Origin of the sequence: Frankia umida (assembly GCF_023242945.1) — a bacterium.
Lineage (GTDB): Bacteria > Actinomycetota > Actinomycetes > Frankiales > Frankiaceae > Frankia > Frankia umida.
In genome coordinates, this window is sequence record NZ_JALKFT010000003.1 from 73283 (window position 1) to 88381 (window position 15099).

Here is a 15099-nt window from a genome sequence, read left to right on the forward strand (position 1 = left end):
GGATCAGACTAGGAGCCGAATATTTCGCACTCGCAAGCGCGGGTAACGTCCCGGTTAACAGGTATTCTTCGCAGATAGCCGAGAGCTTTTCTGAAGTGATGTCCGCAAGGATATCCGCAAAGAAAAGTCCAAGGTTGTTTTTTTCCTTGGGCGGCGGGCCGTCCGACGAGGTGAAGCGGCTGCCGCGACCGTCGCTTCCCCCTGCGGGGTATCACGAAGGTGGACGTCAGGGCCCCTGCGGCCAGGCCTGACCGAGGGTCCGGGAGCCTGCCGGACGAAAGGGCGACCCAGGGTCGGACCGTCCGCACGTGCGGACGCCACGACACCGGTCGGTGATACCACCACCGACGCCCGTCGGAGCGGTTTGTCGGCGGTCCGGGTTACGAACGGGTTCACCGCGGGAACGCCTTCCACTGTCCGGCCACCGGTTCGACGGTGCACCGGCACGCAATGTCCGACACAGCCGGACGACATCACCATCGGAATGTGCAGCAAGGGTTAACGACATCGAAACCCTCGAAAGTGATCGTGCGGTTGGACCCGTCCGGGGGGCTTGGATATTATTTTGGATAAGGAAAAGGACCGGGCCAGTTGGGCGGCGCTGCCGACGGTGATGTCGGCGGTGCGGTCTTCGGTGATGCCGACGGGCACCGGGCGCCGGCCCCGGCGGCACGCTGTGGTTTTCCTCCCGGGGAGGCGAAAGGAGCTGGGTGTGTCGGTACACGTAGGCACGGGGTACGTCGGTTGCCAGCTGGGATGGTAGGGATGTCGGAGGCGCAGATGATCGGCGTGTCCACTGACAGCCCCGGCACCTGGGAGGACCTGCGGGCCGCGGTGGTCGGCAACAACGGGGTCTTTCGGACCTCGATGGGCCACCTGCGGGAGATCGGCGGCTACGGCCGCCTCGGCACGAACGTCCGGCAGATCCTCAGCCGCAACCTCGCCGGGATCGGCCTGGGGCATCTGCCGGTGGAGCTGCCCGCCTACCAGGAGAAGGAGATCCTGCTCTTCCAGTACGGCACCCCCGCGGCCGAGATCATCGAGGCGGTCCGCGAAGGCGCCTCGGACGGTGCCGAGACCGCGCTCATCCGGCTGAACTCGTCGCAGGACATCGCCAAGGTGCGCGACGCATCCCTCAAGGCGGTCGAGCTGCTGTCGATCCTCAGCGACCGCTGCAAGAACTGCGCCCAGCCGCTGCGATAGGCCCGGGCGGGCCCGCACCCGGGCGCAGGCGGCGACGCCACCTCCGCCCGGGTGCGGGACAGGTCCCTGACCATGCCAGCACAACTGTCCGATCGGAAAATCTGTCCGATCGGACAGTTAAAGTGTTGGCATGGTTCGATCGGCAGCCGCCCTGCGCGGCCAGTTACTCGACGCCGCGTTGCGGCTGTTCCAGCAGCGTGGGTTCCGGGGTACCTCGCTGCAGGACATCGCGCGCGAGGTCGGCTGCTCCAAGGCCTCCCTGCTATACCACTTCACCAGCAAGGAAGCGATCCTGGTCGAGGTGCTGACGCCGTGCACGAGCGCGCTCGACGCGCTGGCCGACTCGTTGCGGCAGGTACCGACGTCCGAGATGGCCCGTCGGGCGGTCGAGGGCTTCGTCGACGTGGTGATCCAGTACCGCCAGGAGATCTCCCTGGTGCTGGCGGAGGTGTCCGAGACCAGCGCGGCCTCGGCTGACGCCCCCACCGTCGCCAGCGACCAGCGCGCCGAGCGACTGGTGCTGGCCCTCGGCGGCGGCAGCTGGGACCCGCAGGTCCGCCTGCGATCCTGGATGGCCATCGGCGCCGTCGTCGTGGCCGCCACGTCACCGGACGCTGAGGACTCCCCCGCCTGGCTGCGCCGCGAGCTGGTGGACGGCACCCTGCGCATCCTCCACCCACCCCAGACCATCCCCCTGGGGCCCGCGGACGCCTCGGTACCCGCCAGGACACCCTGACGCCGGGCACCACGCGTCCGCACGGACAACGAGCCACCCCCAGCCGCCACCGCCCGCGGCACCAGGCCCGCGGCAGGTCAGGGGCAGGTCAGGGGTGCAGACACCCCCCGACCGGTGTGACACCAGTCGCCTTCCTGTCCGATCGGTCAAAACTGTCCGATCGGACAGTTAAGGTCTCCTCATGGCCCGATCGGGTGCCGTGCTCCACGGCCAGCTTCTCGACGCCGCGCTTGGACTCTTCGGTCAGCGGGGCTTTCGGGGTACGTCGCTGCAGGACATCGCCAGGGAGGCGGGATGCTCCAAGGCCTCGTTGCTGTACCACTTCCACAGCAAGGAAGCGATCTTCGTCGAGCTGTTGACGCCCTGCAAGGACGCGCTCGACGATCTGAACGACCTGTTGCGGGACGTGCCGACGTCCGACGTGGCGCACCGTGCGGTCGAGGGCTTCGTCGACGTGATGATCCGTTACCGACGGCAGATCACGTTGGTGCTCCAACAGGCGGCTGAGGCCGCCGCGGCCCAGGCCGACAAGGAAGGCGTCATCAGCGAGCAGCGCACGGACCTGTTGGTGCACGCGCTCAGTGGACGCGACCCTGACCCGTCCGCTCGGCTGCGGTCCTGGATGGCGATCGGGGCGATCACCCTGGCCGCCACATCGTCGGATACCGAGACGTTCACCGAGCTCACCCGCCAGGAACTGATCACCAGCGCGCTGCGCGTCCTGCGCCCGACCTGAGACCATCCTCGGCCGGCGTGCGCACCCGCGGTGGGTATGGCCACGTTCTCCGGCCGGGCGATCGCGCCCACGGTCGGCGCATCCCCTCAGGGGCTACTCCTGGTAGCCCCCGGACGCATCCGTTTATCCCCCGATAGATCCATCGTGTTCGACACAGTCGACTTTGTTGTCATCGGGACCGTCCACATCCATAATTATTACTCCAGGTGATGTGATGAACACCCATGGCCATTAAGTTGATCTTTATCTGACCGATCGTCAACCAACCACGACGCCGTGGCTCGCGCCGCGGCCCGACAACGAACGGCGGCCCTGGCGCCGGCGGTCAACGACCGGCTCCGATCGAGCTGGGATTGGGAGTGGGCATGGGAGCGTTCCTGCACCGACTAGGCCGTTTCGCAGTCGAACGACGAAGGTTGGTCATCAGTTTCTGGGTGGTGGTCCTGGCCGGCATCGCCCTCTGCGCGACGGCCTTCTCCGGCCCGACGAGCAGCGCCTTCAAGATCCCGGGCACGGAGTCGCAGCAGGCCATCGACCTGCTGGACGCGAAGTTCCCCGGCACCGGCGGCGCCACCGCCCGGATGGTGATCGCCGCGCCCGACGGGCACAAGGTGACCGACGCCGGGTACCAGGCGGCGGCCGAGAAGGCACTCACCGAGGTGGCCAAGGCGCCTGAGGTCGTCGGTGTCACCACCTGGGACAAGGCGACCGTCAGCGACAACGGACGGGTCGCGTTCAGCGACATCCGCTACTCCGTCGTCGCCGACAACGTCAGCGACGAGTCGAAGGACGCCATCCAGAAGATCGCCGACGAGCTCCGCGCCGTCGGGCTCCAGGTCGACTTCTCCGGTGGGGTCTTCGTCACCGAAGGTGGGGCGGGCAGCACCGAGATCTACGGCATCATCATCGCGTTCGTCGTGCTGGCGATCACCTTCGGTGGTCTGGTCGCCGCGGGTATGCCGATGGTGATCGCGCTGATCGGGGTCGCGATCGGGCTGCTCGGCATCCAGGCGCTCTCCGGCATCGTCTCGCTGAGCGACACCGCGCCCATCCTGGCGCTGATGCTGGGCCTGGCCGTCGGCATCGACTACGCGTTGTTCATCCTGACCCGGCACCGGCAGAACCTCGCCGAGGGTATGGAGATCAACGAATCGATCGCCCTGTCCACCGCCACCGCCGGTGGCGCGGTGACCTTCGCCGGGCTCACCGTGGTGATCGCCCTGTCCGGTCTGGCCGTGGTCGGCATTCCGTTCCTGACCGTCATGGGTCTGGCGGCCGCGGGAACCGTCGCCGTCGTCGTGGTGATCGCGCTGACCCTGGTCCCCGCCCTGCTCGCCGTACTCGGACCGCGGGTGAACGCCGGACGCATCAAGCCGCTGACCCGTCGGACGGCCAGGGCCGCCGCGGCGAACCGGCAGCCGTTCGGTCACCGCTGGGCCGGCATCGTCACGGCCAAGCCGTGGCTGACCGTGGTCGCCTGCCTGGTGGTCGCCGGGGTGCTCGCGATCCCGCTCACCGGGATGAAGCTCGGCCTGCCCGATGACTCGAGCCAGCCCACCTCCACCACCGAGCGACGCGCCTACGACCTGCTCACCAACGGCTTCGGAACCGGCTTCAACGGCCCGCTCACGCTGGTGATCTCGACCCCTGGCAGCGCCGGGGCCAAGGCCGCCGCCGCTTCCGGGGCCGAGGGCCTGCGCAACGCCGACGACGTCGCCGCCGTCGGCGAGCCGACCGCGAACCAGGCCGGCGACGTCGCGATCATCGCCGTCACCCCCAGGTCGGGACCGTCGTCGCAGGAGACGAAGGACCTGGTCAAGACGATCCGAACAGCCGCGGACCGGGTCGAGAAGGAGCGGGGTGGCCGTGCCTACGTCACCGGCAACACCGCGTCCAACATCGACGTGTCGGACAAGCTGTCCAGCTCGCTGCCCCTGTTCCTGGTGCTGATCGTCGGTCTGGCGCTGGTGCTGCTCACGCTGGTGTTCCGGTCGCTGCTCGTGCCGGTGAAGGCGGTGCTCGGCTTCCTGCTCTCGATCGGCGCGTCGCTGGGCATCACCGTCTACGTCTTCCAGCAGGGCCACCTCGGCGGCCTGTTCGGGGTCGAGGCGCCCGGGCCGATCGTCAGCTTCCTGCCGGTGCTGTTGATCGGCATCCTGTTCGGCCTGGCGATGGACTACGAGATGTTCCTGGTCTCCCGGATCCGTGAGCACTACGTGCACCACCGTGACCCGTCGAACGCCATCACCGAGGGGATGGCGTCCACCGCCCGGGTCATCACCGCCGCGGCCCTGATCATGATGGCCGTGTTCGGCAGCTTCATCTTCGGTGACGACTCGGTCATCAAGTCCATCGGCCTGGCCCTGGCCGTCGGTGTCGCGGTGGACGCGTTCATCGTCCGGATGACGCTGGTCCCGGCGATCCTCAAGCTCAGCGGGCATGTCGCCTGGGCGCTGCCGAAGTCGCTGGACCGCATCCTGCCCGACCTTGACCTTGAGGGCAGCCACCTCACCGCCGCCCACCAGCCGGGCGCGTCCGAGCCGGCCGGCGCACGGACCGGCGCCATCGTCGTGGACACCGGCGGTGCGGGCGAGCATGCGGATGGCCCACCCGCACAGCCCGACGCCGAATGGTTCAACCAGCAGCCGGAGCAGACCGGGCCGCGCCGACGCTAGTCAGGCACCCGCAGTCCCCGCAGGGCTGGTAGCGATATGCCCACGGACGGCCAGGTCAGAGGTTGACCCGGCCGTCCGTGGTCGTTTCGGCGAGGGCGGGTGCGAGCTGGTCGAAGGCCGCCTCGGCGCGGGCGAGCAGGTCCGGCCCACCCCCGCCGGCGGCCCAGTCCAGCAGGAGAACGTCAAGGGTGGCGAGGGTCCAGCTGGCCATCAGCCGGGCCCGCAGCGGATCCGGTGGGGCGCCGAGGCGGCGGGCCACCTGCCCGGCCAGCTCGTCGATCCGTTCCTGCTGCACCTCGGCGAACCGGGCCCGCAACTCGGGCCGGGTCGCGATCATGTGCAGCACGGCCAGGGACTTCTCCCGGTTGTCCGCGCAGGCGCGCAGCACGAGGAACGCCATGGCCCGCAGTGACCGGGCGGCCGGCTCGGCCGGTGGGCGGGCGTCCACGAGCGGGCCGAGGCCGGCGGACCGAAAGATCGCGCTGACCACGTCGTCCTTGGCCGGGAAGTAGCGGAAGAAGGTCCGCGGCGAGACGTCGGCGGCGGCGGCGATGTCCTCGACGGTCGTCGCCTCGTACCCCCGTTCGGCGAACAGCCGGCCGGCCGCGTGGACGAGCGTCTCCCTGGTCCGCGCCTTCTTGCGCTCCCGCAGTCCCAGGCCCACCACCGGGGCGGGGCCCGCCGGTACCGACACGTGTGCTGGTGAGGCCATGTGCGCTTGTCCGTCCCTGTCTGTGGACAGTCCACGCCGCGGGGCCGCTCCCTCGGGAACCGGCCCGCGCCGCGGGGCTGTGACCTCGGGCTCTCCCGACCTCATGGCCTGGCACCCGGCACCGCTGACGGTAGGCTCAAAATCTGTCACCCGACTGTTAACTGGCAGTTCTATGCCACTTTTACCCCTTCTGTCCAGACCGCGACGGCGTGCCGTCGACGTGGAGGTCGCTGTGTCCGCAGCTCCCAGCACAGGCACCACCACGAGCACCGGGTCGGGATCGCCGCCGCACCCACCGGAAGCGGGGGTGGCCGCGGCCGGGCGGTTCGAGAAGCTGCGATCCAACCCGTGGCTGACGCTGATCAGCGTCGCGCTCGGGGTGGTCATGGTCGGGCTGGACGGCACGGTCGTCTCGATCGCGAACCCGTTCATCGCCCGTGACCTCGGCGCCAGCCTCGAAAGTCTGCAGTGGGTGACCAACTCGTATCTGCTGGCGCTGGCCGTCCTGCTCGTCGTCGGCGGCAAGCTCGGCGACCGGTTCGGCCGCAAGAAGGTCTTCCTCACCGGCATCATCGGCTTCGCGCTCACGTCGCTGCTGGTCGGTCTGTCCGGCAGCATCGGCGAGGTCATTCTGTGGCGGGCGTTCCAGGGGGTGTTCGGCGCGCTGCTGATGCCGAACACGCTGGCGCTGCTGCGTTCGGTGTTCCCCGCCGAGAAGCTGAACTCCGCCATCGGGATCTGGGGAGCGAGCTCCGCCATCTCGATCGCGGCCGGCCCGATCATCGGCGGTCTACTCGTCGAGAACGTCTCCTGGGAGTCGGTGTTCTACATCAACGTCCCGGTCGGCGTGATCGCGCTGCTGGTCGGCATCGCCGTCGTGCGCGAGAGCCGGGACGACCGGCCCGGGCAGCGTTTCGACCCGCTCGGCCTCGTCCTGCTCTCCGGCGGACTGTTCGCCCTGGTCTTCGGGGTGGTCAAGGCACAGACCTGGGGCTGGAGCAGCCCCTTGACGTTCGGGTTCCTCGGGGGCTCGGTCGCCCTGCTGGCGCTGTTCGTCCTCGCCGAGAGCCGGGTCGCCCAGCCCCTGCTACCACTGTCGCTGTTTCGCAACCGGACGGTGACGTTGGGCAGCGTCCTGGTGCTGGTGAACTTCTTCGCGATGTTCGGTGTGCTGTTCTTCGTCACGCTGTACCTGCAGAACGTGCACGGATACTCGGCTGTCGGCGCCGGGGTGCGGCTGCTGCCGCTCACCACGGTGTTCATGGTCGGCAGTCCGATCGGTGCGAGTCTGACCACGCGGTACGGCCCGCGGGTCCCGATCGGGCTCGGTCTGCTGGTGACGTCCGCGGCGCTGTTCGGGTTGACGCAGCTGGACGCGAACTCGTCCTATCTGCGGCTGTGGCCGTCGCTGCTGGCGCTGGGCCTCGGGATCGCGTTCGTCGCCGTCGCCTCGGCCGAGGCGATCGTCGGCAACGCCCCGCTGGAACTGTCCGGGGTCGCCGGTGGCCTGCAGAGCACCGCGATGCAGCTCGGCGGCGCCATCGGGACGTCGGTGCTCGGCTCGATCCTGACCGCCCGGATCAGCGGTGTCCTCGTCGACAAGCTCGTCGGGGCCGGCGCGCCCGAGCGGCTGGCGACCCGGCTCGCGGACTCGGCCGAGACGGTCAGCCAGGGTGTCGCCCTCACGCCGCCGCCCGGCACGTCCGCCGGTGTCGGTGAGGCGCTGGCCGCCGGTTCGCATGCCGCGTTCATGTCCGGCCTGCACGTCGCACTGCTCGTCGGCGCGATCGTCACCCTGATCGGCGCGTGCGCCGCCCCGTTCATCCGCGCCAGCGGCCGTCCCACCGACAGCGGCGCCTTCGCCGCCGGCTGACCTCGCCGCCGGTCGACTCGCCGCCAGTTGACCTTGCCGCCAGTCGACCTTGCCGCCGGCTGGCTCATGTCACATCACGAGGGACGGGCCCGCCACCTCGCCGGGCCCGTCCTCGTTCCGTCTCCGCGTCCTTCTTTGCCGGGGGGCACCGCCCGCCGGTCCGGGCCGTCTCCCGCGTCCTAGCCGCACTCGCGCAGGTAGCGGCCGAGCGCCATCACCGGCCAGAGCAGCCGGTAGCCGTAGTAGTTGAGGTAGAAGTCGCCGGGGAATCCGGTGCCGGTGAAGTGCGGCTCGTCCCAGGTGCCGTTCGGCAGCTGGTTCTCGGCGAGCCAGCGGGCGCCGCGGGCCAGGGCCTCCACGACCTCGGGTCGCCGGTCGGTGGCGAGCAGGCCGAGCATTCCCCACGCGGTCTGCGACGCGGTGGTCTCCCCGCGGCCGGCCCAGTCCCGGTCGTCGTAGGAACGCACGTCCTCACCCCAGCCGCCGTCGGCGTTCTGGTGGGCGAGCAGCCAGTCGGCGCCGGCCCGCATGACCGGGTCGGACGGTGCGACCCCCGCCGCCCGCAACGCCGGCAGGACGTTCCCGGTGCCGTACACGTAGTTGACGCCCCACCGGCCGAACCACGAACCATCGGTCTCCTGCGCGTCCAACAGCCACTGGACGCCCCGGCGCGTACGCGGGTCGTCGGCCAGCCCCTCCTCGGCGAGCAGTTCGACGACGTGCGCGGTGACGTCGGCGGACGGCGGGTCGGTGAGCGCCCCGAAATCCCCGAACGGGATCTCGTAGACCAGCGTGGAGGTGTTGTCCGAGTCGTAGGCGCCCCAGCCACCGTCGCTGGACTGCATCCCGAACAGCCAGGTGATGCCCCGCTCCATCGACGCCTTCAGTTCCCTGGACCGTGGATGACGCACCTTGCGCAGCGCCAGCAGCACCGCCGCGGTGTCGTCGGTGTCGGGGTAGGTGTCGTTCTCGAACTCGAACGCCCAGCCACTGGGCTCAAGGTCAGGGTGGTTCACCGCCCAGTCGCCGCGCTTGTCCCGGATCTCCTGGCCCAGCAGGTAGTCGGCGGTGCGCAGCAGCGCCGGGTGGTCGCCGGCGATCCCCGCGGTCTCCCCCGCCTCGGCCAGGGCGATCCCGGCGAGGGCGGTGTCCCAGATCGGTGACTGCGACGCCTCGACCATCCGCGCACCGTCCGGCATCGTGACGCTGTAGTCCTCGAGGGCCTGCAGCGCGGCGGTGAGCACCGGATGGTCGAGCGAGTAGCCGAGCAGGTGCAGCGCGATGATCGAGTAGACGGCCGGCGGCTGAATCCCACCGAAGCACCCGTCCGCCTCCTGCCGGGTGACGATCCACCGTTCCGCCGCGCGGATCGCCTGCGTGCGCAGCGGCCGCACCGGCATCGAGTGGTAGCGGTGCAGCGCCTTGTCGACGCCGACGAACACCTCCCGCCAGCCGACCCTCGCCCGCAGCTTCGCCGCCCAGCCGCCGTCCCGACGCTGCCTGACGGGCGTCCCCGCCGCGTTGGTCACCGTGCCCTTCACGACGACCTCGTCGGCCACCGCGACCGCGACCGCGTCGGTGTCGGCCTTGTCACCGGCACCCGCGCCGGCATCCGCGTCGGCGGACGTCCGGACACCGGCGGCGTCCTCGGCGGGGACGTCCAGTTCGTCGAGGCTGAACGGCGCGGGATGCACCGGACGCAGCGCCTGGACGATCGTGAGCGGCACGATGGTCTGGCGCGCCCAGGTCGAGAACGAGTAGATGTTCAGCGGCGCGGTCGGCGGCAGGAACATGATCTCCGGTGGGATGACCGGCAGGTCCTCCCACCGCCACCAGCCGAACAGCGCCAGCCAGATGCGGGTGAACACGCGCGTCTGGGGAATCCCGCCGTGCGCCCTGATCCACGCGCCGGCGAGCCGCATGTGCTCGGCGTCCAGGTCGTCACCGGCCAGCCGCAGGCCGATGTACGACTCGAGCGTCGCCGACAGGTCACCGGGGCCGCCGTAGAACAGCGGCCAGGCGCCGTCGGGACGCTGCCGCGACCGGATGAACCGGGCGGACGCCTCGGTCGCGGCCTCCGTCCGGATGCCGAGGAACTCCCGTAGCAGCAGGTCCTCGGCGTCCATCGTCGTGTTGCTCTCGAGGTCGAACTTCCACCAGCCGGCCTTGTCCTGCAGGCTCAGCAGATGTTCGACCCCACGCTGCAGCGTCTGCCCCAGCGTGTTCGCGGGCGCCCGCCGCGCGGACCCGCCGTGCTCCATCTCCGCCCGGACGGACGCGTCCTCGGCCGCGAGCATCGCGTCGTGGGCAGGCATCGCATCGGCAGGCGGTTCGGCGCTGGGCCTCGCGGGGGCGGGCATCGCGTGCGCCCTGCCCTGCTCGGGGATGGGCGTGATCGCGGTGCCGGTGGTCTCAGGGGATGCCATGGGATTTCGTCCTTGTACCTGTGTCGAGCGGATGTGGGCTGGGGATCCGCCGCAGGCGGGCTGGTCAGAGTGGTTCAGACCCGAACAAAACGGATGGACGGTGCCACGGGTGGGGCACCCTGATGTCGCGGGATGGTCGGCGGTACGTCCGCCTCGTTCGGGCCTGGCCCGGGGCTCAGGCTCCGGGAGCTCCAAGGACCGGGCTCCGGATGCCAGGCTTCGGGTGCTCTGGGGGTGGGGGCTGGGGCTGGGGGGCGGGAGTGCTGGGGCGGGCCTGGTGGGTGCTGCCCGATGCCCTAGGTACTGGCGGCGGCCAGGGCGACCCTTGGTGGGGTCAACCGGCCGGACGCCCCCTGGATGGCCGGTGATCGCCCTGGTCCGGGCGGGGTCGGGGGTCTGTCTCGGCCGGGATCCCGACCTCGTGAGCTCGGTGGCCGGCCGGGAGTCGGGGAGGCGGGCGGCCGCTGCGCCTTCGCCGCGATGGATGGCTGCTTCGACTCCGGCTCCGGCCCGGGTGCGGCTGGCGGCTGACCCGGGCCCTGATCGACCGGCGGTCTCGCCTCCCCCCTGGACCCGATGGACCCGTCCGTCGTGGTGGCAGCGGGACGTGGGACGGCGGTGGGGCCGAGCCGGTCGAGGCAGGTCTCGACCGTGGTGAGCAGAACCTGCAGGTCCGTGCTCCCGGCCGCGCACCAGGAGCGGATCGCCACCTGCAGCGCCGCGAGGAAGACCGAGACGGTCAGCCGCGCGTCCAACTCCGCGAACGGCAACGCCACCGACGCCAGTGCTGGTGCCAACGCCGGTGCCGGTGCCGGTGCCGGTGCCGGTGTGGCACTGTCACCGTCGCCGACCGGTTCACTGACGGCCAGTTCCGCGGCCAGCCGGTCACCGATGGCGATCAGCCGGTGCAGGACCGCGCCGGCCAGTGGCGACGCGCCGCTGACCGGCATCAGATGATCGGCGTAGTGACGCAGGGAGGCTCCGTCCGGGGACATCAGCCCCCAGGCGCTCAGGGCCGCGTTGCGCAGGGCGAGCAGCGGCGGTTCGTCCACCGGTCGACGGCGCAGGGCGGCGACGGTGAGGTCGCCCATCTCCTCCAGCGGTGCGAGGGCGATGGCTTCCTTGCTGGTGAAGTAGCGGAACAGCGTCCGCACGGAGACATCCGCCCCCGCGGCTATCTCCTCGACCGTGGTCGCCTCGAAGCCCTTCTCGGTGAACAGCTCGTGCGCGACTTCGATGATCGCCTGCCTGGTGCGCCGTTTCTTGCGCTCCCGCAGGCCCTCCGCGTTCCCTGTCGACACTGTGATCCCCCCACCTGCGCGTCCTGGCCGCAGCCCCCGCTCAACGTACGCCGGCAACCGGCAACTGGCACCGACTGACAGTTTTCTGACTATCTTGACACCAGCCCGCGCGCTCCCCGTCAGCCGGGTACACCCATCCCAACCAGCCAGGACGCGGACCGCGTCCCAGATCTCGGTCGAACGTGACGGGCATCCCATCGGCCTCGACAGCACCGATAGGTGCCAACAAGGCCACCAGCCGAGGATGCGACGCCGCCACCCGGCCGGACCGGACCACGCCGCCTCAGCCGGGCGATGGCACCCGCCGCACGGCCGCGGCGCTCGCTTCCCCACCGGCGTCGACAATGCGCTCGACCGCCGCGGAGTCAATACCTGGAATCAGGTTCGGATCGATCCTGACAATGAGCATTCGCGTTTTGGCCACGTCGCCACAGTAGGTCGCCATTCACGTGGCCGGCGCCCTGAGTGCCGTCAGAATCCGGACACGACATCGGCCTCGTCTCCACCCGGACAATCGCGCGCGGCGCCGGCGCATCGGATGCGACAGTGCCCTGGCGCACGGCCGCGCCGCGGGCAGCGGGCCCGCCACGGTGGCACGTGCCATCCGGCTGTGGGTGCGGTGGCTCGGGTGGAAAAGACCTGGTCAAGGTGGTCGACTGAGGTCTCGCCGGCCGGCCGTGATCGTGGTCTGCCCGTCCCGGCCACCCGCGGCCACCGCGGCGGGTTCGGGGCATCAGGCCGTCCGTACCGCGGCCGGGTTCGTGGCCTCGCCACTGCCGAAAAACACCCCCGGTTCGTCCAGGCGATGCACGAGTTTCCGCGTCCCGGGCGCATCAGGTTCAATACCGGCACGCCGAAGTGTGCCAGCTCGGCGATGGATCTGTGGCCTTTCGATTTCCCGCGGGCGGCGCGGGCCGGACCTACCGCGGCGAGGTTCACATGCGCGGCCATCCCGCTGCGTCGACCCGCGCCTCGCGTCTGAGGCGTGTGTCCTCGGCCGGATGCCACGCCCGACCGTGGCCGGATTTGGGCCTAGGCTGGACGGGTGACCGTTGTGAAGATCAATGCCATCGAGGTTCCCGAGGGCGCCGGCCCCGAGCTGGAGAAGCGCTTCTCCAACCGCCTGCACGCGGTGGACGGCCAGCCCGGCTTCGTCTCGTTCGAGCTGCTGCGTCCGGTGAAGGGCGACAACCGCTACTTCGTCGTGACCCACTGGGACAGCGAGGAGTCCTTCCAGGCGTGGCTCACCGGCCCCGCCATGGAGGCCCACTCCGGCGAGCGTGCCCGCCCGGTCTCCTCCGGCGCGTCCCTGCTCGAGTTCGAGGTCGTCCAGCGCTCGGTGGCCGGCGACTCCGCGTAGCGCCGACCCCATCCGGCGGCCGGCCTGGGTTACGGAGCGGGGCATCCCATCCCACCCAGGCCGGTCGGCTGGCCGAACCGGACGCCACTCAGTCCGGCCGGAACCGCAGGATGAACCAGTCCGCCGCCTCGCACGCCACCTTCTTCAACGCGAGCGCCTTGACCACACCGACACCTTCGTTCAACCCATGCGCGATCTTGTTGCGACGGTCGACCAGGAACGCGAGCTCCCGGCGCAGCTCCTCGTCGTTCGCGTCGAAAAGCTCACGGAGCTCCTGCTTCAGGTCGGAGCCGAAACGCCCGACGAACGCTTCCAGCGCGTCCGGCGTTGGATTCTGGGTCCGCTCCAGCCAGGCCAGCGAGAAGTTGCGGACAAGACCGTATGACTTGCTGCTCGTATAGGCCCGCGCGGTCTCGGCGACCGCCTGCTCGACATATCCGCAGCTTCTGATCACCAGCAGGCGAGCCAGCCAGGCCGCGGCCTCCTGATCATCCGCCCTGCTGGCTCGCTCCCGGACCAGGGATTCAAGCTCGGCGAGCCGCCTCGATATGAACACCACTTCCTGGGGCGGCCAGATCTGGCTTGCGGTAGCTGGTCTGGACATCTATATCCGGGAGAAGACCGTGGTCGCCAACGCGAGCCGGGTCCGGACGCTTTCCTCATCCGCGGTGGCCCTGGCGATGACCTGTTCCAGGCCCGGCTCCTCGAGCAGTGTGTGGATCTGCCGTTTGATAGCGGCGGGAGTCGGCTCGGTGCCCACGTCCAGCCGTCGCGCGATCCCCACCAGGAGCGCCTCGGTCAGGGCCGCGTTCAACTGGCTGCCCCTGGCGCGCAGTGCGCTGCGCCCAGCCTTTTCGAGAATCAGCTCGGTCGCCCGCTCGAACCTGGAGGTCAGGACATCCACCGGAAGGTCCTCCAGGTTCCGGTGGGCGCCCACGAAGTCATTGAGGTACTTTTTCAGCGGCCGGTGGTAGTTCCCCGGAGAAATATACAGCGCGATGAATCTCAGGACGATTTCCTGATCCCGCAGCCGCGGGGACATGGGACCGTACAGCGCACGCCAGGAAGGCGTCTCGTTCAGCTTGGTCAGAAACTCGATGAAACGGCCGGCGTAGAGCGCCACCCGGATCTCGTGCGGCGTCAGCTGGGTACCACCCGAGTTGAGACGTTCGAAGATCTGGTAGACCGCGTCAAGCGAGTCCCGGGTACCATCGGTCTTGACGACGGTCGCCTGGATGAAGGTGTTGTCAAGCGTCCGGCGAAGTTCCGGGCCCAGCGCCTTGTAGGTCAGGTCACGAAATCTGGGCGCGACGTTCTGCAGGGCGAACTCACGTCCCCCGAAGATCCCGTTGTAGAAGGCGCTCAGCGTTCTGATCCGCTGCTGCCCGTCCAGGACGAGATAGCGGCGGTCCTGCTGCTGAACGAGGAAGATTCCCGGGATGGGGTATCCCAGCAGCAGTGACTCGATGAACCGGTCCATCTGCGGACGCCGCCACACGAAGCGCCGCTGGAAGCCAGCCGTCTCGATGCTCGGGTCGTCGTTTCCGAAACTGGGCACGACGATGTCACCCCGGTCATGCCGGCGGACCAGACCCTCGACGTCGAAGTCCGTCCCGCTGTAGCTGATCTGCGCCGGGTCGGGATCGACCTCACTCAGCTCGGCGACATCCTCGTCACGGAGTTCCTCCGGCTCGAGGCTGTCATCCCGAAGCGGACCCTCAGAAGCGATCTGGTTCACGTTCGCACCCTACGAGCCGAGCGGCGAAGCTCTTCACGATGACGCACAGGCGCGGTGCGGGCCAGAGCACCCGCCTCCGCCGGACTCACTGTGATCAGTTCGAACGACACATCCGCCATCCTAGCCCGCACTACTGCGGAACGTCCTTATGCGGTCACACCAGGACAACTAAACTCCAACCGTCGTGCGCGCCGCCCGAACGCACCCGTCGGCATCACCTTGCCCACACCAGCCGATCTGGCCGCGGGGCAGATGGGCTCCGGGATCCACCCGACCCCGGATGGCATGTAGCGGCCAACGGGTCACGACGATCTGCCCAGCTTGGTACGAACGCATCCA

Annotated in this window: 10 protein-coding genes and 1 pseudogene; 6 read left to right on the plus strand and 5 right to left on the minus strand. The window is 69.6% G+C overall.

Going from position 1 to position 15099, the window contains the following annotated elements; translation table 11 throughout:
* Positions 1-765: 765 nt before the first annotated feature.
* The 4 genes from MXD59_RS04160 (at position 766) to MXD59_RS04175 (ending at position 5350) form a co-directional block, all read left to right on the plus strand.
* On the plus strand, positions 766-1203 hold the full coding sequence (locus tag MXD59_RS04160) for a hypothetical protein (protein ID WP_163550868.1): 438 nt from the start codon (positions 766-768) through the stop codon (positions 1201-1203).
* Between the two features lie 130 nt (positions 1204-1333).
* Positions 1334-1939, plus strand: coding sequence for a TetR/AcrR family transcriptional regulator (locus MXD59_RS04165; RefSeq protein ID WP_248810926.1), 606 nt, complete (start codon positions 1334-1336; stop codon positions 1937-1939).
* A 181-nt stretch (positions 1940-2120) separates the two neighbouring features.
* Entirely contained in the window at positions 2121-2675 is a 555-nt protein-coding gene (locus MXD59_RS04170) for a TetR/AcrR family transcriptional regulator (RefSeq protein WP_248823509.1), read from the plus strand.
* Between the two features lie 416 nt (positions 2676-3091).
* Positions 3092-5350 carry an MMPL family transporter gene (locus tag MXD59_RS04175; RefSeq protein WP_248823510.1) on the plus strand — a complete coding sequence of 753 codons (2259 nt, stop codon included), beginning with the start codon at positions 3092-3094 and terminating at the stop codon, positions 5348-5350.
* 55 nt (positions 5351-5405) lie between these two features.
* Here the strand turns inward: MXD59_RS04175 and MXD59_RS04180 are convergent, their stop codons facing one another.
* Positions 5406-6062, minus strand: coding sequence for a TetR family transcriptional regulator (locus tag MXD59_RS04180; protein WP_217451585.1), 657 nt, complete (start codon positions 6060-6062; stop codon positions 5406-5408).
* A 232-nt stretch (positions 6063-6294) separates the two neighbouring features.
* Here MXD59_RS04180 and MXD59_RS04185 point away from each other — a divergent pair, with 232 nt between their 5' ends.
* Positions 6295-7935 carry an MFS transporter gene (locus MXD59_RS04185; RefSeq protein WP_248823511.1) on the plus strand — a complete coding sequence of 547 codons (1641 nt, stop codon included), beginning with the start codon at positions 6295-6297 and terminating at the stop codon, positions 7933-7935.
* Between the two features lie 179 nt (positions 7936-8114).
* Here the strand turns inward: MXD59_RS04185 and shc are convergent, their stop codons facing one another.
* Together shc and MXD59_RS04195 are read right to left on the minus strand one after the other, a co-directional pair.
* A complete protein-coding gene (gene shc / locus MXD59_RS04190) occupies positions 8115-10361 on the minus strand; it encodes a squalene--hopene cyclase (RefSeq protein WP_248823512.1) in 2247 nt (748 codons plus the stop codon).
* A 626-nt stretch (positions 10362-10987) separates the two neighbouring features.
* Positions 10988-11662, minus strand: a pseudogene (locus MXD59_RS04195) (TetR/AcrR family transcriptional regulator); the annotation flags it as partial.
* Between the two features lie 1045 nt (positions 11663-12707).
* Here MXD59_RS04195 and MXD59_RS04200 point away from each other — a divergent pair.
* Entirely contained in the window at positions 12708-13022 is a 315-nt protein-coding gene (locus MXD59_RS04200; protein ID WP_248810939.1) for an antibiotic biosynthesis monooxygenase family protein, read from the plus strand.
* 88 nt (positions 13023-13110) lie between these two features.
* On the opposite strand, the gene MXD59_RS04205 is transcribed toward MXD59_RS04200, so the two are convergent.
* The gene (locus MXD59_RS04205) at positions 13111-13626 is read right to left on the minus strand and encodes a HEPN domain-containing protein (protein ID WP_248823514.1); all 516 of its coding nucleotides are present in this window, start codon (positions 13624-13626) and stop codon (positions 13111-13113) included.
* Positions 13627-14760 carry a DUF262 domain-containing protein gene (locus MXD59_RS04210; protein WP_248823515.1) on the minus strand — a complete coding sequence of 378 codons (1134 nt, stop codon included), beginning with the start codon at positions 14758-14760 and terminating at the stop codon, positions 13627-13629.
* Positions 14761-15099: the final 339 nt, after the last annotated feature.

What these genes read in the sequence shown, in the direction of transcription:
- shc (WP_248823512.1), bottom strand. Translation starts at nt 10,361, where the DNA reads ATGGCATCCCCTGAGACCACCGGCACCGCGATCACGCCCATCCCCGAG.
- MXD59_RS04180 (WP_217451585.1), bottom strand. Translation starts at nt 6,062, where the DNA reads ATGGCCTCACCAGCACACGTGTCGGTACCGGCGGGCCCCGCCCCGGTG.
- MXD59_RS04205 (WP_248823514.1), bottom strand. Translation starts at nt 13,626, where the DNA reads ATGTCCAGACCAGCTACCGCAAGCCAGATCTGGCCGCCCCAGGAAGTG.
- MXD59_RS04160 (WP_163550868.1), top strand. Translation starts at nt 766, where the DNA reads ATGTCGGAGGCGCAGATGATCGGCGTGTCCACTGACAGCCCCGGCACC.
- MXD59_RS04165 (WP_248810926.1), top strand. Translation starts at nt 1,334, where the DNA reads ATGGTTCGATCGGCAGCCGCCCTGCGCGGCCAGTTACTCGACGCCGCG.
- MXD59_RS04170 (WP_248823509.1), top strand. Translation starts at nt 2,121, where the DNA reads ATGGCCCGATCGGGTGCCGTGCTCCACGGCCAGCTTCTCGACGCCGCG.